This is a genomic window from Mesorhizobium sp. B1-1-7 (assembly GCF_006442705.1).
Lineage (GTDB): Bacteria > Pseudomonadota > Alphaproteobacteria > Rhizobiales > Rhizobiaceae > Mesorhizobium > Mesorhizobium opportunistum.
The window spans coordinates 64,334-82,065 of sequence record NZ_VFWQ01000008.1 but is presented as its reverse complement, the minus strand read 5'-3'; the positions used below and the strand labels follow the sequence as shown (position 1 = coordinate 82,065).

Annotated in this window: 17 protein-coding genes; 13 read left to right on the top strand and 4 right to left on the bottom strand. The window is 63.9% G+C overall.

Annotated elements, in window-relative coordinates:
• The first annotated feature begins 122 nt into the window (after window positions 1-122).
• From FJ978_RS15125 to FJ978_RS15080, 10 genes are all read left to right on the top strand, one after another.
• On the top strand, window positions 123-1,097 hold the full coding sequence (locus FJ978_RS15125) for a sugar-binding transcriptional regulator (protein ID WP_013896839.1): 975 nt from the start codon (window positions 123-125) through the stop codon (window positions 1,095-1,097).
• Window positions 1,098-1,142: 45 nt separating this feature from the next.
• Window positions 1,143-2,588, top strand: coding sequence for an extracellular solute-binding protein (locus FJ978_RS15120; RefSeq protein WP_013896838.1), 1,446 nt, complete (start codon window positions 1,143-1,145; stop codon window positions 2,586-2,588).
• Window positions 2,589-2,860: 272 nt separating this feature from the next.
• The gene (locus FJ978_RS15115) at window positions 2,861-3,784 is read left to right on the top strand and encodes a sugar ABC transporter permease (RefSeq protein ID WP_013896837.1); all 924 of its coding nucleotides are present in this window, start codon (window positions 2,861-2,863) and stop codon (window positions 3,782-3,784) included.
• Between the two features lie 9 nt (window positions 3,785-3,793).
• Window positions 3,794-4,651, top strand: coding sequence for a carbohydrate ABC transporter permease (locus FJ978_RS15110; RefSeq protein ID WP_013896836.1), 858 nt, complete (start codon window positions 3,794-3,796; stop codon window positions 4,649-4,651).
• A 2-nt stretch (window positions 4,652-4,653) separates the two neighbouring features.
• The gene (locus FJ978_RS15105; protein ID WP_013896835.1) at window positions 4,654-5,772 is read left to right on the top strand and encodes an ABC transporter ATP-binding protein; all 1,119 of its coding nucleotides are present in this window, start codon (window positions 4,654-4,656) and stop codon (window positions 5,770-5,772) included.
• A complete protein-coding gene (locus FJ978_RS15100; protein ID WP_140572742.1) occupies window positions 5,769-6,893 on the top strand; it encodes an ABC transporter ATP-binding protein in 1,125 nt (374 codons plus the stop codon). The genes FJ978_RS15105 and FJ978_RS15100 overlap by 4 nt, the downstream gene beginning before the upstream one ends.
• On the top strand, window positions 6,893-8,446 hold the full coding sequence (locus FJ978_RS15095) for an FGGY-family carbohydrate kinase (protein WP_140572741.1): 1,554 nt from the start codon (window positions 6,893-6,895) through the stop codon (window positions 8,444-8,446). Before FJ978_RS15100 ends, FJ978_RS15095 begins: the two co-directional genes overlap by 1 nt.
• A gap of 10 nt (window positions 8,447-8,456) precedes the next feature.
• A complete protein-coding gene (locus tag FJ978_RS15090) occupies window positions 8,457-9,497 on the top strand; it encodes a 2-hydroxyacid dehydrogenase (protein ID WP_140572740.1) in 1,041 nt (346 codons plus the stop codon).
• 46 nt (window positions 9,498-9,543) lie between these two features.
• Window positions 9,544-11,061 carry a glycerol-3-phosphate dehydrogenase gene (locus FJ978_RS15085; RefSeq protein ID WP_140572739.1) on the top strand — a complete coding sequence of 506 codons (1,518 nt, stop codon included), beginning with the start codon at window positions 9,544-9,546 and terminating at the stop codon, window positions 11,059-11,061.
• A 48-nt stretch (window positions 11,062-11,109) separates the two neighbouring features.
• Window positions 11,110-12,051, top strand: a complete 942-nt coding sequence (locus tag FJ978_RS15080; protein ID WP_140572738.1) for a TIM barrel protein — start codon at window positions 11,110-11,112, stop codon at window positions 12,049-12,051.
• A gap of 62 nt (window positions 12,052-12,113) precedes the next feature.
• Here the strand turns inward: FJ978_RS15080 and fba are convergent, their stop codons facing one another.
• On the bottom strand, window positions 12,114-13,178 hold the full coding sequence (fba, locus tag FJ978_RS15075; RefSeq protein ID WP_010914722.1) for a class II fructose-bisphosphate aldolase: 1,065 nt from the start codon (window positions 13,176-13,178) through the stop codon (window positions 12,114-12,116).
• Window positions 13,179-13,442: 264 nt separating this feature from the next.
• On the opposite strand from fba, the gene FJ978_RS15070 reads away from it, so the two are divergent.
• The 3 genes from FJ978_RS15070 to FJ978_RS15060 all read left to right on the top strand — a co-directional run bounded on the left by FJ978_RS15070 (window position 13,443) and on the right by FJ978_RS15060 (window position 15,508).
• Window positions 13,443-14,213 (top strand): DeoR/GlpR family DNA-binding transcription regulator, encoded by a 771-nt coding sequence (locus FJ978_RS15070; protein ID WP_013896829.1) that lies wholly within the window; start codon window positions 13,443-13,445, stop codon window positions 14,211-14,213.
• Between the two features lie 61 nt (window positions 14,214-14,274).
• Entirely contained in the window at window positions 14,275-15,033 is a 759-nt protein-coding gene (locus FJ978_RS15065; RefSeq protein WP_140572737.1) for a triose-phosphate isomerase, read from the top strand.
• A 34-nt stretch (window positions 15,034-15,067) separates the two neighbouring features.
• Window positions 15,068-15,508 carry an RpiB/LacA/LacB family sugar-phosphate isomerase gene (locus tag FJ978_RS15060; protein WP_140572736.1) on the top strand — a complete coding sequence of 147 codons (441 nt, stop codon included), beginning with the start codon at window positions 15,068-15,070 and terminating at the stop codon, window positions 15,506-15,508.
• On the opposite strand, the gene dhaL is transcribed toward FJ978_RS15060, so the two are convergent.
• The 3 genes from dhaL to FJ978_RS15045 form a co-directional block, all read right to left on the bottom strand.
• Entirely contained in the window at window positions 15,505-16,140 is a 636-nt protein-coding gene (gene dhaL, locus FJ978_RS15055) for a dihydroxyacetone kinase subunit DhaL (RefSeq protein ID WP_140572735.1), read from the bottom strand. The genes FJ978_RS15060 and dhaL overlap by 4 nt on opposite strands.
• Before the next feature lie 14 nt (window positions 16,141-16,154).
• Window positions 16,155-17,162, bottom strand: a complete 1,008-nt coding sequence (locus tag FJ978_RS15050) for a dihydroxyacetone kinase subunit DhaK (RefSeq protein ID WP_140572734.1) — start codon at window positions 17,160-17,162, stop codon at window positions 16,155-16,157.
• Between the two features lie 68 nt (window positions 17,163-17,230).
• Entirely contained in the window at window positions 17,231-17,704 is a 474-nt protein-coding gene (locus FJ978_RS15045) for a 6,7-dimethyl-8-ribityllumazine synthase (protein WP_140572733.1), read from the bottom strand.
• Window positions 17,705-17,732 lie beyond the last annotated feature (28 nt).

The following is a 17,732-nucleotide window of genomic DNA, read 5'->3' as shown; positions in this document are numbered from 1 at the left end:
GGCGGGACGCCCGGGCAGCTCCGCAAAACCACGCCGCCACGCGATTTGAACGGCGACGCTTGACTCTGGCGAAGCCTTGTGAAAAATTTTGCAGCAACTGATAAAAATATCATAGGGTGGAAATGGTAGGGTTCGGCAACGGTCTCCTGCGCGACGATGAAAGCAGCATGGCGGCGCGCGCCGCGTGGCTTCATTACGCCGGCGGCATGACCCAGTCCGAGGTTGCCAAGCGACTGGGGCTGACCAGCCTCAAGGCTCACCGCCTCATCACCAAGGCCAACCAGGAAGGGCTGGTGAAGGTCTATATCGACGGCGAAGTTTCGGAATGCGTCGAGCTCGAGGACGAACTGTCCCGCCGCTACGGCCTCGACTACTGCGAAGTCGTTCCTGATTTTGACGCCGAGGATCTGCCGCTCAAGGCGCTCGGCATCGCCGGCGCGCAGTTCCTCAAGCGCGAGATCGAACGCGGCGAGCAGGCGCTGATCGGTGTCGGCCATGGCCGCACGTTGGCCGCCTGCGTCGAATATCTGCCGCGCACCTCGACCGACCGGATCCGTTTTGTTTCGTTGCTTGGCGGCCTGACGCGGAAATTCTCGGCCAATCCGCATGATGTCATCCACCGCCTCGCCGAGCGCACCGGCGCCGAAGCCTATGTGATGCCGGTGCCGATGTTCGCCAACACGGCCGAAGACCGGACTGTCCTGCTCGGCCAGAAGGGCATCAACGAGGTCTTCGACCTCGCCAGATCCGCCGACCTGTTGTTCGCCGGCATAGGCACCGCCGAACGCGAGGCGTCCCTGGTCGCCACCGGCATGATCGAGAAAGGCGAGATGGAGGAGATCCGCCGCAATGGCGGCGTCGGCGAATTGCTTGGCCATTTCTTCGACGGCGCCGGCAATGCGGTGGCGACGACCGTTTCCAACCGGGCGCTGGCTTTGGCGCGTGAGGACATTGCCAGCCGCCGGATCGTCGCCGTCGCCGGCGGCAAGATCAAGGTTCGTGCCATCAAGGCGGTGCTGGAAGGCCGCTATCTCAAGGGCCTGATAACCGACGAGCGGACGGCACGATCGCTCGTGGAAGAGACGCCGGTCGGGTAGCCGGCAACCGTTCAGTTGAAACTACCCTGTGGAGGAGAAGACGAAATGCATGAGAAAGAGAAAGACCTCATTGACGCCTTCCTGCGCGGACAAGTCGACCGTCGCGGACTGATCAAGGGCCTGGGTGCGATGGGCCTTGCCGCCGGCACCGCCGGCACGCTGCTCAATCTGGGGCAGACCCGAGCGCTCGCCGCCGACTTCGACTGGCAGGCGCACAAGGGCAAGACCATCAAGCTCCTGCTCAACAAGCATCCCTATGCCGATGCCATGATCGCCGATCTGGAGAACTTCAAGCAGCTGACCGGCATGAACGTCGTCTATGACGTGTTCCCCGAAGACGTCTATTTCGACAAGGTCACGGCGGCACTGTCGGCAAGCTCGCCCGAATACGACGCCTTCATGACCGGCGCCTACATGACCTGGACCTATGGTCCCGCCGGCTGGATCACCGATCTCAACGAATGGATCAAGGACCCGGCCAAGACCAACCCGAACTATGCCTGGGACGATTTCCTGCCCGGCGTCAGGAATTCCTGTGCCTGGAACGGCAAGCCGGGCGGCGCGCTGGGTTCGGAGGACGCCAAGCAGTGGTGCATTCCGTGGGGCTTCGAGCAGAACAACATCACCTATAACAAGGGAATGTTCGACAAGGCGGGCGTCAAGGTCCCCGGCAACATGGACGAGATGGTGGCCGCCGCGGCCAAGCTCACCAAGGATGTCGGCGGCGGCGTCTACGGCATCGGCGTGCGCGGCTCGCGCTCCTGGGCGACGATCCATCCGGGCTTCCTGTCGGCCTACGCCAACTTCGACCAGAAGGACTTGAATGTGTCGGCCGACGGCAAATTGTCGGCCGCCATGAACACCGCGCAATCCAAGGCTTTCCACAAGCAGTGGGTTCAGATGATCCAGGAGAGCGGCCCCAAGGACTGGTCGACCTACACCTGGTATCAGGTCGGAACCGATCTCGGCGCCGGCGCCTCGGCCATGATCTTCGACGCCGACATCCTCGGCTACTTCATGAATGGCGGCGACAACAAGATGGCCGGCAAGCTTGCCTTCGCCTCCTTCAAGGCCAACCCGGACGCCAAGGCGCCGACGCCGAACATCTGGATCTGGTCGCTGTCGATGTCCAATTTCTCGAAGGACAAGGACGCTACCTGGTACTTCATGCAATGGGCCTCGGGGCCGGAGCATGGGCTGTTCGGCGCCACCAAGATGGACTTCGTCAATCCGGTCCGCCAGTCGGTCTGGAAGGACGAGATGTTCCGCGAGAAGCTGAACAAGAGCTATCCGGGCTACGTCGAGATGTTCGACGCCTCGGCGCCGGGCGCCAGCATCAAGTTCACCGCACAGCCGCTGTTCTTCGACCTCACCACCGAATGGGCGGCAACGCTGCAGAAGATGGTGTCCAAGGAGGTGCCGGTCGACGAGGGCCTCGACAAGCTGGCCGAAAGCATCAACGGCCAGCTCAAGGAAGCCGGTCTCGGTTAAGTCGCAACGAGGACCGGCCTGCTTGACGGGCCGGCCCTCGTCACACTTTTTCTTGTTTGCGATGCGGTGCCTTGAGCATCGGACCCAAAAGTGGAATCCGGTTTTGGGAAAATCCGATGCTCGAGAAAAAGCGAGCATCGGACCCAAAAGTGGAATCCGGTTTTGGGAAAATCCGATGCTCGAGAAAAAGCGCCGCCATTTCGCCCGACCGGTCGCCTTGCTCCCTTAGGCGGCCGGCAAGGGCGAAGCGACAGTAACAACGGAGCAGCTCGATGACTGCGGTGGTATCGCAAAGGCCCAAGCCATCCGGCTTCAGGATCAGCAAGAGGGTGCTGCCCTATGTGCTCAGCCTGCCGGCCTTGCTGGTCTGCATCGGCATCCTGATCCCGTTCCTGACCTCGGTGGTCTATTCGTTCCAGCGTTACCGGCTGAGCCAGCCCTGGGCGCGCCAGTTCAACTGGGGCGACAACTACATCTCCTTCTTCACCGATCCGAAGTTCTGGAACACGCTCAAGATCTCGCTGCTCTATGCCGGCACCACCGTCGTGCTGGAACTGCTTCTGGGCCTCGCCATCGCCCTGCTGCTGCAGAAGCGCTCGACGCTGAACAATTTCATCTCGATCATGCTCTTGATGCCGCTGATGACGGCGCCCGCGCTTGCAGCACTCATGTGGAAGCTGATGACCAATCCCGGCTTCGGCGTGCTGAGCTATCTCGCCAGCCTGATCGGCCTGCAGGATTTCCGCTGGGCCTCCTCGCCGTCGACGGCGCTGTTCACGGTCGTGCTCGTCGACATCTGGGTCTACACGCCCTTCATCATGATCCTGCTGCTTGCCGGCCTGCGCAGCTTGCCGACGCAGCCTTTCGAGGCCGCCGCGCTTGATGGCGTGCCGCGGAGCTTCGTCTTCTTCCGCATCACGCTGCCGATGCTGACGCCCTATATCCTGACCGCGACATTGTTCCGGCTGCTCGATTCCATCCAGCAGTTCGACATCATCTATGCCATGACGCAGGGCGGACCAGGCGACACGCTGACCGTCTTCCAGGTCGAGGCCTATCTCAATTTCTTCCAGTCGACCAATGTCGGCCGTTCGGCGGCGCTGATGATCATCCTATGGGCGATCACCTATTTCCTCTCCAACATCTTCATCAAGAACTGGCTGCGGCTGCGCGAACGCGCCCGTGGACAGGCATAGGAGGCGGCGATGGAACACACCTCGCTTCTCGAACGCATTCTGCGCGGCGTGGCGCTGACGCTGGTGGTGATCTTCTTCATGTTCCCGATCGTCTGGATCTTCATGATGTCGTTCCAGACCAACGAGACCATCCTGCGCATTCCCCCGCAGCTGATCTTCGAGCCGACGCTCGCCAACTATACCGCCCTGATCACCGGCAAGCTGATGACCGCCGCAGGCACGCTCGACATCGCCTTCATGCGCAATTTGTGGAATTCGGTATTCCTGTCGGTGACATCCGTCGCGGTCTCGCTGCTGCTCGGCGTGCCGGCCGCCTACGCCTTCGCGCGGCACAAATTTCGTGGCTCGGAGGACATCGCCTTCACGCTGCTGTCGTTCAAGTTCGCGCCGGCGCTGCTGGTGCTCCTGCCGCTCACCCTCTATTTTCAGAAGCTGGGGCTCGCCAACACCTATATCGGACTGATCTGGGTCTACCAGCTGATCTGCCTGCCGCTGATCCTGTGGATCGTGCGCGGCTATTTTGAGGATATTCCGGCCGACATCGAATATGCCTACCGCATCGGTGGCCATTCCTGGTTCGCCACCTTCCGCAAGATCGCGCTGCCGCTCGCCGGTCCCGGCATCGCCGCCGCCGGCCTGCTTGCCTTCATCTTCGCCTGGAATAATTTCGTCTTCGCGCTGGTGCTGGCCTCGGCCGACAAGCAGCCGGTGACAGTCGGCGCGCTTGCCTTCATCACTTCCTCGGGCATCCAGTACGGCCAGATTTCGGCGGCCATCGTGCTCTCGATCACGCCGACCCTGGCGCTCGCGCTTTATGCGCAGCGCTATCTCGTCGAAGGCCTGTCGCTTGGCGCGGTGAAAGGATAGATATGGCCAGCCTCGAACTTAAAAATGTCGTCAAGCGCTACAAGAGCCAGACCGTCCTCGACAATCTGTCGCTGACGGTTGCCGACGGCGAAACCCTCGTCCTATTCGGACCCTCTGGCGCCGGCAAGACGGTGCTGCTGCGGCTAGTTGCCGGCGTCATCGACCCGGATGAAGGCAAGATATTCATCGGCGGCGACGACATGACCGATGTCGATGCGGAGTTCCGCGGCGTCGGCATGGCGTTCCAGAATTTCGCCCTGTTTCCGCATATGACCGCCTTCGACAACATCGCCACGCCGCTGGCCGCCAAGCGTTCGTCGCAAGGCGCGATCAAGGCCGGCGTCGAGAGCGTCGCCAAGCTGTTGAAGATCGCCCATGTGCTTTCCCATAAGCCGCGTGCGCTCTCCAACGGCCAGAAGCAGCGTACAGCGCTTGCCCGCGCTTTGGTCGGCTCGCCGCCGCTTCTGCTGCTTGACGATCCCTTGCGCAATGTCGACGCCAAGCTTCGCTTCGAGATGCGGCTCGAACTTCCGAGGCTGCTCGCCGATCGCGGTGCTACCGTCGTCTACGTCACCCAGGACTACAAGGAAGCCATGGCGCTCGGCGACCGCATCGCGGTGATGTCGCAAGGCGTCATCAGGCAGCTCGGCACGCCCGAGCAGATCTATCGCGAGCCGGCCAATATCGAGATTGCGCGGCTGTTCGGCGATCCCACCATCAACCTGCTCGACGTCAAGCCCGCGCGCGACGCCAAGGGCATCTATGTCGGCCTGTCCAACGTTCAGGTGCATCTGGCCGGCGCCTACGAAACCGCAGTCGGCCGTGACTGCGTGATCGGCCTGCGGCCCGAAGCGCTCGGCTTCGTCGAGGAAGGCGTGCCCGGCGCCATTCCGGTGACGGTCGAGGCCGAGACGCCGCTCAACGAAAAGATCGTCACGCTGGTGCGCACCGTGCGCGGCCGCGAGATCCTGGTCTCGCGGCCGGCCGGAACGCCGGGCCGCAGCGAAGGCAAGGCCCATATCGCCGTCGACGGCAAGAGCGCCTTGCTGTTCGATCAGGCCAGCGGCGACCGCATCGGCTCCAAGAACGTCCTCAATCTGCGCAGCGGAGAAGCGGCATGAGCCCGACCGCACTCACCATTTCCGGTGTCGACAAGTTCTATGGTCCGATCGACCGGGGCGTTCATGCCGTCAAGAACCTGACGATGGAAATCGGCAAGGGCGAGATCGTCGCCCTGCTTGGCTCGTCGGGCTGCGGCAAGACCTCGACGCTGCGCATGATCGCCGGCTTCGAAGAGGTGTCGCGCGGTGCGATTTCGGTCGGCGGCCGGCAGGTGCACACCTTGCCGCCGGTCAAGCGCAACGTGGCGATGGCCTTCGAGGGTTATTCGCTTTATCCGCCGCTGACCGTGCGCGAGAACATGGCCTTCGCGCTCAAGGCGGCGAGGCTGCCGAAAAGCGAGGTCGACGCGAAGGTCGCCAGCATCGCCAAGCTGCTCGAGATCGAGGACATACTGGAGCGCTATCCGAGCTCCATCTCCGGCGGCCAGCAGCAGCGCGCCAGTCTCGGCCGGGCGCTGATCCGCGAGGCCGACCTGCATCTTCTGGACGAGCCGATGGGTCAGCTCGAACCGCAGCTTCGCGCCGTGCTGCGCGGCCGCATCAAGCACTTCATCAAGGAGCGCGGCCTGACCGCGATCCTGGTCACCCACGACCAGACCGAGGCCAATGCGCTTGCCGACCGCATCGCGGTGATGGAGGGCGGGGTGCTTCAGCAGTTCGACACGCCGGACCAGATCAAGGAGCGTCCCGCGAACCTGTTCACCGGCACCTTCGTCGGCGAACCGCCGATGAACGTCTTCGAGGCCTATGTCGGCGCCACTGCCGGCCGCATCAGCCTGCGGCTGCCCGACGGCCTGTCGCTCGACTACGACAAGGACGCCTTCAGCGCTCCGGTCCGCGATCAACTGCTGAGCCGCGAGCGGGTCGTTATCGGCATCAGGCCCTACGCCGTGCGGCGCTCGAAGGAGGGCGTTCCGGCCAGGGTCTCGGCCAACCAATGGCTCGGCGACCAGACCCATATCGCCGCCGACTTTGCTGGCGGTTCGCTGGTCCTCGTCGAACATGACCGCACGCGCTTGGATCTGGGTGCGCCGATCAACGTCAGCATCGATCCCGGGAACCTGCACGTCTTCGATCAGGCGAGCGGCGAGGCCATTTCGCACGGCAGGGAGCTTGCGTGATGGGTGATGTCCTGATCGGCATCGATGCCGGCACGTCGATCATCAAATCCATCGCCTTCGACACGGCGGGCCGGCAGATCGCCGCCGCCGCGCTGCCGAACCACTATGAGACATTGCCGGGCGGCGGCGCCGAACAGGATTTGGCGCGAACATGGAGCGATGCCGCCACAACCTTGCGCCAGCTCGCCGACAAGGTGCCCGATCTCGCCAGCCGGACCGTGGCAATCGCGGTGACCGGGCAGGGCGACGGCACCTGGCTGATCGACGGCAAGGGCGAGCCGGTGGCGAAGGGCTGGCTCTGGCTCGACGCGCGCGCGGCGGCAATCGTCGAGGAAATCCGCGCGCGGCCGCAGGATCGGCTGCGCTTCGAAAAGACCGGCAGCGGGCTCGCCGCTTGCCAGCAGGGCTCGCAGTTCGTGTTCATGAAGCGCAACATGCCCGAAATGCTCGGCAAGGCGGCAACCGCGTTCCATTGCAAGGACTGGCTCTATTTTAAGCTGACCGGCGAGCGCGCCACCGACCCGTCCGAGGGAACCTTCACCTTCGGCGACTTCCACACCCGCGACTACAGCGACGAGGTGCTCGACGTGCTCGGCGTTACCGATCTCAGGCATCTGCTGCCGCCGATCGTCGACGGCACAAGGCACAGCACCGGCCTGTCGCAGGCGGCGGCGGACGCCACCGGGATGCTGGCCGGCACGCCTGTGGTGCTCGGCTATGTCGACGTCGTCTGCACCGCGCTCGGCGCCGGCCTGCTCGACCGCGAGCGCAAGCCCGGCTGCTCGATCATCGGCTCCACCGGCATGCACATGCGGCTGGCCGAGACCCCCGACGACGTGCAGCTCAATGAAGCGGCGACCGGCTACACGATGGCGATGCCAGCGCCCGGCGTGTTTGCGCAGATGCAGTCGAACATGGCGGCGACGCTCAACATCGATTGGGTCCTCGGGCTTGCCTCGGGCATTCTCGCCTCGCAAGGCATTTCGCGCAGCAATGGCGAGATGATCGCGCTGGTCGATGCCTGGATCGCCGCCTCGCAGCCCGCCTCGCTGCTCTATCAGCCCTATGTGTCGGAAGCCGGCGAGCGCGGACCGTTCGTCGATGCCAATGCGCGGGCAGGCTTCGTCGGCATTTCCTCGCGGCATGGCTATGCCGACCTCGTCCGCGCCGTCTTCGAGGGGTTGGCGTTCGCTGCGCGCGACTGCTACGCCGCCATGGGGCCGCTGCCGCGCGAAGTCCGCCTCACCGGCGGCGCCGCCAGAAGCCCGGCGTTGCGCAAGATCCTTGGTGCCGCGCTGGGCGCCGACATCCGCACCAGCGCGCGCGAGGAGGCGGGTGCCGCTGGTGCCGCGATGATCGCCGCTGTCGGCGTCGGTCTCTACCCGTCGATGGACGCGTGCGTCGGCGAATGGGTGACGCCGCTGCTCGGCGATGCCGAGCCGAGCGACCGCAGCCTCGCCGCGATCTACGACAAGATGACCCCATCCTACATGTTGGCGCACCAGGCGTTGCGGCCGGTCTGGCGCGCGATGGCTTCAGTGCAGGCAAATTGAGAAGTCGAGTATGCCCAGGAAAATTGCGATCATTGGCGACAACTTCATGCTTCCGGAGGTGTTTCGCGCCAAAATCGAGAAGGTCGCGAGTGGCGATCTCGATATCCGCACATTGCAGACGGCCTGGCCCGACGAGCCGATGGAGTTCGGCAATCCGGCGCTCGGCCTCGACAAGGTCAAGGAATATTTCGGCCATCCCGACGAGGTCGTCGATTTCATCGGCGATGCCGAGATCCTCGTCACCCAGCTCGCGCCCCTGTCGGAGGGGATGATGGGCCGCCTGCCGGCGCTCAAACTGGTCGCGGTATCGCGCGGCGGCCCGATCAACATCGACATGGCCGCGGCCAGGGATCACGGCATCACCGTGGTCAACGTGCCCGGCCGCAACGCCACTGCCGTCGCCGAGTTCACCATCGGCGCCATCCTGGTCGAAACGCGGCTGATCCGGGTCGGCCATGAGGCCTTGCGCAAGGGAGAATGGCGCGGCGATCTCTACCGCGCCGACCGCACCGGCCGAGAACTCGGCGAAATGACCGTCGGCGTCGTCGGCTATGGCAATATCGGCACCAAGGTGGTCCGGCTGCTGCGTGCCTTCGGCTGCCACGTCCTGGTCAGCGACCCCTATGTGCAATTGAGCGCGGAGGATCGCAATGCCGGCGTCGAATTGGTTGGGCTGGACGATCTCCTGTCCCGCTCCGACGTGGTCACGCTGCATTCCAGGGTGACCGAGGAGACGCGCGGCCTGATCGGCAAGGACACCATCGCGCGGATGAAGCCCGGCGTGATCTTCGTCAACACCGCGCGCGGGCCGCTGGTCGATTATGACGCACTCTACGAGGCGCTGGTTTCGGGGCAGATCGCCAGCGCCATGCTTGAGACGTTCGCGGTCGAACCGGTGCCGTCGGATTGGCCTTTGCTGCAGCTCCCCAACGTGACGCTGACGCCGCATATCGCTGGTGCCTCGGTGCGAACCGTGACCTATGCCGCGGAGCAGGCCGCCGAAGAGGTGCGCCGCTACATCGCCGGCCTTCCTCCCGTCAATCCGTGCTGAGGGTGGCGGTCATGGCATACCAATCCGGCATCGAGGCCAGAGCGGGATGAGCGGCGGCACCGAAATCGTCGACCTCTTCGTCGTCGGCGGCGGCGTCAACGGCGCCGGCATCGCGCGCGATGCTGCGGGCCGCGGCCTTTCCGTCATCCTGTGCGAAAAGGACGATCTTGCCGAAGGCACCAGCTCGCGCTCGGGCAAGCTCGTCCATGGCGGCCTGCGCTACCTCGAATACTACGAATTCCGCCTGGTGCGCGAGGCGCTGATCGAGCGCGAGGTGCTGCTGGAATCGGCGCCGCACATTATCTGGCCAATGCGCTTCGTGCTGCCGCACAGCCCGGACGACCGGCCGGCCTGGCTGGTGCGGCTCGGCCTGTTCCTCTACGACCATCTCGGTGGCCGCAAACGGCTGCCGGCGACCCGCACGCTCGACCTGCGCACGGCGCCCGAGGGTGCGCCGATCAACGACAGCTTCAAGCGCGGCTTCGAATATTCCGACTGCTGGGTCGACGATGCCCGCCTCGTCGTCATCAACGCGCTCGACGCCGCCGAGCGCGGCGCCAAGGTTTTCACCCGCACCGCCTGCACCGCCGCGCGCCGCGAGAACGGCCTATGGGTCGTCGAGATGCGGGACGGCGGGACGGGCGCCAGGACGACGGTTCGGGCACGCGCCCTGATCAACGCCGCCGGCCCCTGGGTCAACGACATCGTCAACCGCGTGGCCGGCCAGAACTCCAAGCGCAATGTGCGCCTGGTCAAAGGTAGCCACATCGTCGTGCCCAAATTCTGGGAGGGACGGCACGCCTATCTCGTCCAGAACAGCGACAAGCGCGTGATCTTCATCAATCCCTATCAGAACGATCTCGCCTTGATCGGCACCACCGACATTCCCTACGAGGGACGGCCCGAGGACGTGACGGCGGATGAGAGCGAGATCGATTACCTGATCAGGGTGATCAACCGCTATTTCAAGCGCGGCCTTGCGCGCAGCGATGTCGTCTATTCGTTCTCCGGCGTCAGGCCGCTCTACGACGACAATGCCGACAACCCGAGCGCGGTCACCCGCGACTATATTTTCGAGCTCGACGCGCCCGATGCGCAGGCGCCGCTGCTTTCGGTCTTCGGTGGCAAGATCACCACCTTCCGCAAGCTTGCCGAGCACGCGCTGGACAGGATAGCCCCGTTCTTTCCCCGGATGGGCAAGCCCTGGACGGCGAAAGAACATTTGCCCGGCGGCGACATCGCCAACGCCGATTTCGAACAGTTCCTCGGCGACCTTGGCCGTGAGTATCCGTGGATGCCGGCATCGCTGATCAAGCATTATGGGCGGCTCTACGGCACCAGGACCCGCCTTCTGGTCGGTGCCACGGGGTCGCTCGCTGGATTGGGGCGATGTTTCGGCAAGGATTTCTTCGAGCGCGAGGCCAATTATCTCTTCGAACAGGAGTGGGCGGCGACTTCAGCCGACATCCTGGAACGGCGCACCAAGCATGGGCTGCATCTGTCGGCCGAGGAAAGGGCGGCCTTCGAGCATTGGTGTGCGAACCGGCTGGCGAGGGCAGGCTGATGTCCGTCATCGCCAATGTCACGCGACAGCGCTGAGAGGATCGCGGCTGTGGCCTTCACGCTCTCTCTCAACACCAATCCGCTGGTCAACCGCTTCGCCGAACCGGACGACCTGATCGACACGATAGCCTATGACATCGGCATTAGGGACATTCAGCTCACGCATGAATTCGTCAATCCGGGCTGGCCGGCGGCGACGATCGTCAAATTCGTCCGGCTGTTTCGCAACGCGCTCTCCCGCACCGGCGTGCGCGTCACTTCGGGCATGACCGGCCCTTACGGCCGGCTCAACCATTTCGGCCATCCCGACGCGGATGTGCGCCGCTACTATGTCGACTGGTTCAAGACCTTCGCCGACATCTCCGCCGAGCTTGGCGCCAGCGGCATGGGCACGCAGTTCGCCATCTTCACCCATCGCGACTTCGACGACCCGGAGCGTCGCGCGCGGCTGTTCGACATCGCACTGGAGTGCTGGCGCGAGGTCGCCGAACACGCCCGCGCGGCCGGGCTGAGCTATTTGTTCTGGGAGCCGATGTCGGTCGGCCGCGAATTCGGCCACACCATCGAGAACTGCCGGCAGCTGCAAAGCGCGATCGACGCCGCCGGCATGGCCGTTCCGCTGCAGATGATGGTCGACATCGACCATGGCGACGTCACCTCCAGCAATCCGGCCGACATCGATCCCTATGCCTGGGCCGAAGCCTTTCCCAGGAAGTCGCCGATCATCCACATCAAGCAGTCGTCGATGAACAAGGGCGGCCACTGGCCGTTCACAGCGGCTTACAACAAGGACGGCCGCATCACGCCGGAAAAGCTGCTGGAGACGGTGCGGCGCGGCGGCGGCACGGACAATGAGATTTGCCTGGAACTGTCGTTCCGTGAACGCGAGCCGGTCGATCATCAGGTTGTCGCCATGATCCGGGAATCGGTCGACTACTGGGCGCCCTTCATCGAGACGGGCAGGTCTGGCCTCGTGCCGAAGGCCGGATAGAAAACGGGCGGGAGCCGATAGGCGCCCGCCCGTTGAACCGGATCGTCCCGGTCGGATAGTCGTCAGCCGAATTTCGGATCGAGGCTGCCCGACTTGTAGCGCTTGGCCATTTCCGAGACCGGCAGCGGCTTGATTTTCGGTGCGTTGCCGGCGGTGCCGAACTGCTCGAACCGCTCCTTGCAAAGCTTGCGCATGGCAGCCATCGCCGGCGTCAAATATTTGCGCGGATCGAACTCGCTCGGGTTCTCGGTCAGCACCTTGCGGATGGCGCCGGTCAGCGCCATGCGGTTGTCGGTGTCGATGTTGATCTTGCGCACGCCGTGCTTGATGCCGCGCTGGATCTCTTCCACCGGCACGCCCCAGGTCGGCTTCATCTGGCCGCCATACTTGTTGATGATCTCCTGCAGGTCCTCCGGCACCGAGGACGAGCCGTGCATGACCAGATGCATGTTCGGCAGGCGGCGGTGGATCTCCTCGATGACGTTCATCGCCAGCACCGCGCCATCGGGCTTGCGCGAGAATTTATAGGCCCCGTGGCTGGTGCCCATGGCCACAGCCAGAGCGTCAACATGGGTGTCCTTGACGAATTCCACTGCCTGTTCCGGATCGGTCAACAACTGGTCGTGGCTGATGGCGCCTTCGACGCCGTGGCCGTCTTCCTGCTCGCCGCCGCCGCTCTCGAGCGAGCCGAGCACGCCGATCTCGCCTTCGACGGAAACGCCGCCCCAATGGGCCATGTCGACGACGCGCTTGGTGATGCCGGAATTATATGCGTAGTCGGCCGGCGACTTGCCGTCTTCCTTCAGCGAACCGTCCATCATCACCGAGGTGAAGCCGTACTGGATCGCGGTGACGCAGGTGGCTTCGTTGTTGCCATGGTCGAGATGCATGCAGACCGGGATGTCGGGATGGATTTCGACCAGCGCATCGATCAGCTTGGCCAGCACCACGTCATTGGCATAGGCGCGTGCACCGCGGCTTGCCTGAAGGATGACAGGCGATTTGGTCTCTTCCGCCGCCTCCATGATGGCGAGGCCCTGTTCCATGTTGTTCATGTTGAAGGCCGGCACGCCATAGCCATATTCGGCGGCGTGATCGAGCAATTGTCTCAGTGTGATGCGAGCCAACGATTAGTCTCCCGTATCTGTTTCGAACCTGTGGTTGCGGACTGTCCGCGCATCGTTCAGCCCATCGATGCTTCTGGCCGGATTTCGGCGCGACCGCAACCGCCAGAGATGGTCCCCGCTGCAATTCTTGTTACAGCACGGTGTTGAAAGCCATGGGTATATCCCAAGAAAATATCTCATTATAACAAAAATCATGATACTTTTGCGACGATACCTGTTATCTCTTGGGCTCGATCAAGGAGCGCCGTTCGGCGGTCGGCTGCGATGAAGAGCGATACCAGACGGCAAGGCATCATGGATTTCCTGATGGACGCCGGCGCGGCGAGCGTCGATGATCTCGCCTTGCGCTTTGGCATCTCGAAGATGACCGTGCATCGCGACCTCGACGAACTTGAGGAAAGCGGGTTCCTGCGCAAGGTGCGCGGCGGTGCCTCGATCCAGCCGAGCAGCCTCTTCGAAAGCGATTTCCGCTACCGGCAGAAGCAGGCGACCGAGGAAAAGCAGCGCCTGGCGGCAGCCGCGGTCGCCATGATCGAACCCGGCCAGACAGTGATCATCGACGACGGTTCGACCGCGGGCGGCATTGCGCGGCATCTTGCCGATTTGCGGCCGCTGACGGTGATCTCCAACAATCTGGCCGTCATCCAGGAACTGGCCGGTGCTGGCGGCATCAATCTCATCGCGCTCGGCGGCCAGTACAGCAAGAAATTCCACGGCTTTTTCGGCCTGCTTGCCGAAGCCTCGCTCAAATCGCTGCGCGCCGATGTCGCCTTCCTGTCGTCATCGGCCATCCATGGCGCTTCCGCCTTCCATCAGGACCAGGAGGTGGTGCAGTCCAAGCGGCTGATGATGGCGGCCGCCACCCGCAACTATCTGCTGGTCGATCACGGCAAGTTCGGCCGCACGGCGCTGCATTTCCTGACGGATATCAGCGCGTTCGACGCTGTCTTCACCGGGCGCGAGCCGGAGCCTGGAGTGCGCGAGGCACTGGAGGCCGCCGGCGTTTCGCTGACGGTGATCGACAAGGGACCATGATCCGAAAGCGGAGCTCTCTTCGGGAGCTCACGGTTCAAATCTAGGGTAAGGAGCGGCAAGCGTGGTTTACTGGGTCGGTACAAGCTGGAAGATGAACAAGACGCTCGCCGAGGCGATGGATTTCGCCGCGATCCTGGCCGGGTTCGTCCCTGGTTTCGACGATCGCATCCAACCCTTCGTCATCCCGCCCTTCACGGCGGTGCGTCAGGTCAAGCAGGCGCTGTCCTCGACGCGGGTCAAGGTCGGCGCCCAGAACATGCATTGGGCCGATGCCGGCGCCTGGACCGGCGAGATTTCACCCGTGATGTTGACCGATTGCGGGCTCGATCTGGTCGAACTCGGCCACAGCGAACGGCGCGAGCATTTCGGCGAGACCGATCGCACCGTCGGCCTGAAGACGGCGGCGGCCGTGAAGCACGGATTGATACCGCTGATCTGCGTCGGCGAGACGCTGGCCGAGCGCGAAAGCGGCGAGGCCGATGCCGTGCTGGCCAAGCAGGTCGAGGGTGCGCTGCAATTCCTCGAAGAGGAAGTGAAGGGCGCAACAATCCTGTTCGCCTACGAGCCGGTCTGGGCGATCGGCGACAAGGGCATTCCGGCCAGTTCCGACTATGCCGACAAGCAGCAGGGACTGATCAAGGCCGTGGCCGGTAGCCTGCTGCCGTCCGTCCCGTCGGTGCTCTATGGCGGCAGCGTCAACCCCGGCAATGCCGCCGAACTGATCGGTCAGCCCAATGTCGACGGTCTCTTCATCGGCCGCTCCGCCTGGCAGGCGCAAGGCTACATCGACATCCTCGGCCGCGCCTCGGCCGCGATCTGAAATCAAACGCATCCAGTCAAGAAAGGACACGATCATGAAAATAGCCATTGGGGCCGACAGCGCCGGCAAGCCGCTGCTCGATGTCATCGCCGCACATCTGGCGACCAAGCCCGGTCTCACCGTCAGCGATCTCAGCCAGGCCGGCTACTACGCCGACCTGTCGCAAAAGCTCGCCCAGACGATCGTCGACGGCGACAACGATCGCGGCATCCTGTTCTGCGGCACAGGCATCGGCGTTTCGATTTCGGCCAACAAGGTGCCGGGCATCCGCGCCGCGCTCACCCACGACACCTATTCGGCCGAACGCGCCGCCAAATCCAACAACGCGCAGATCATCACCATGGGCGCCCGCGTCATCGGCCCGGAACTGGCCAAGGCTATCGTCGATACGTGGCTGGCTTCCGAGTTCGACGAGAAGGGACCGTCGGCCGGCAATGTCCAGGCCATAAACAGGCTCGACGCCACGAAGGCTTAAGCCAAAGCCTTCGTCATCGCGCCGATGACGGTGACCGCCGAGGCCGCACCCGGGTCCATGTGCCCGAGCGAGCGTTCGCCGAGCCGGGCCGAGCGACCCTTGGCCGCGACCATGTCCTTGGTCGCTTCAGCACCAGACTCGGCGGCGGCAAGCGCGGCGGCCAGGCTTTCGGACAGCATCTTGCCGGCGGCATGCGCGGCCGCGGCCGCTTCGGCCGCCGGCTGCCAGGCATCGATCATCGTCTTTTCGCCAGGTTCGGCCTTGCCGCGATCCTTGATGCCCTGGGCCATGGCCTGGAACAGGGCGATGAATTCGGCGTCCGTCAGCGTCGCCTTGCCCTTGACGGCGGCAGCCGCACGCATGAAGGCCGTCGCATAGAGCGGGCCTGAGGAAGCGCCGACCGCATTGAGGAACGACTTCGCCGCGCCGTTGAGCAGCGCGGTCGGCTCGACAGCCGCGAGGTCGAGCGATGCCAGCGCATCGCGCACGGCGCCGAAACCAAGCGCCATGGCGATGCCGTGATCGGCGTCGCCGATGACACCGTCGAGCTGGCAGAGCCGGTCCTTGTCGGTCTCGATCGCCACGGCGATTTCATCGAACATTCTTTTCAGGTCTGCGGCATCGATGGTCACGGATCGCTCCTTCGTCAGCCGGCGCGGAACATGGCGCAGTCACAAGTGTGGTCGAGCATCGTCTGCAGTTCGCCGTCGAGATGCATCAAGGTCACAGATGCGCCGGCCATCTCCAGCGACGTGCAGTAATTGCCGACCCAGGTCGCGTGGATGGAAACACCGATGTCGTCGAGCCTTTGCTTGACCCGGCGGTTCATGATGTAGAGTTCCATCAGCGGCGTCGAGCCGAGCGAATTGACCAGCACCGCGACCTTGTCGCCACGCGAAGGCGACATCTCGGCGAGGATCCTGTCCAGCATCTCGTCGGTGATCTCATCGGCGGTCCCGAGCTTGCCGCGCGCGATGCCGGGTTCGCCATGGATGCCCATGCCGATCTCCATTTCGTCGGCGCCGATCTCGAAATTCGGCCGCCTTGTCTGCGGCAGCGAGCAGGGCGACAGCGCCACGCCCATGGTGAAGGTGTGGTCATTGGCCTTGCGCGCGATGCGCTCGCACTCGTCGAAGGAGAGCATCCGGTCGCAGGCCGCACCAGCTGCCTTGAAGATGAAGAAATTGCCGGCGACGCCGCGGCGCTTGTCCCGCTGGTCGCGCGGCGCCGAAGCGACGTCGTCGGTGGTCAGCACGGTGCGCACCTCGATGTCGTCCATGCCGGCCATCTCGGCCGCCATGTCGAAATTCATCACGTCGCCGGCATAGTTGCCGTACATGAACAGGACGCCGGCGCCGCCGCTCACCGCCTTGGCGCATTCGAGGATCGGATCGGGTGGTGGCGAGGCAAAGACATTGCCGATGGCCGCCGCGTCCGCCAGTCCCTTGCCGACAAAGCCGAGAAAGGTCGGCTCATGGCCCGAGCCGCCGCCGATCACCAGCCCGACCTTGCCGGGTCGCGGCCCGTCGCGGGCGATGATCGAGCGCGGGCTGCCTTCCGCGCTCCTGAGGTGGCGAGGATGCGCGGCGAGGATCCCTTCGAGCATCTCCTCGACGGCGCGGTTGCCGTCATTGATGATTTTCTTGGTCTGCACCGGCATCCTCCCGACTTTTCGCAAATACTACCGGGTGTTATCGCGATTTCCACCCGGCTGCGAACATTTCATGCCGCGATCTTTTCCCGAGCCGCCAGGATCTGAACACAGGCATTGGCCGCTTCCTTGCCCTTGACGGTGAAGTGCTCGAAGAAGAAGCGGTGATGCTCGGCGCTGTCGTGATAATTGTGCGGCGTGAGCACCGCCGAAAGCACCGGCACGCCGGTCGACAGCTGCACATTCATCATGCCGTCGATGACGGCGCCGGCGACGAACTCATGCCGGTAGATGCCGCCATTGACGACGAACGCCACCCCCAGGATCGCGGCATAGCGGCCGGTCTGGGCCAAGGTCTTGGCGTGCAGCGGGATCTCGTAGGCGCCGGGCACGTCGAAGACATCGACCGCAAAGCGTCCGTTGCCAAGCGCGGAAAGCTCTGCCTCGAAGGCCGCGACGCACTGGTCGACGATATCGGCATGCCAGCGCGCGCGAATGACGGCGATGCGAACAGTGTCATAGTCTTTGTGGGAATGCTGATTCATGGGTCCATCCTTCCGTTTCGAACCAGAA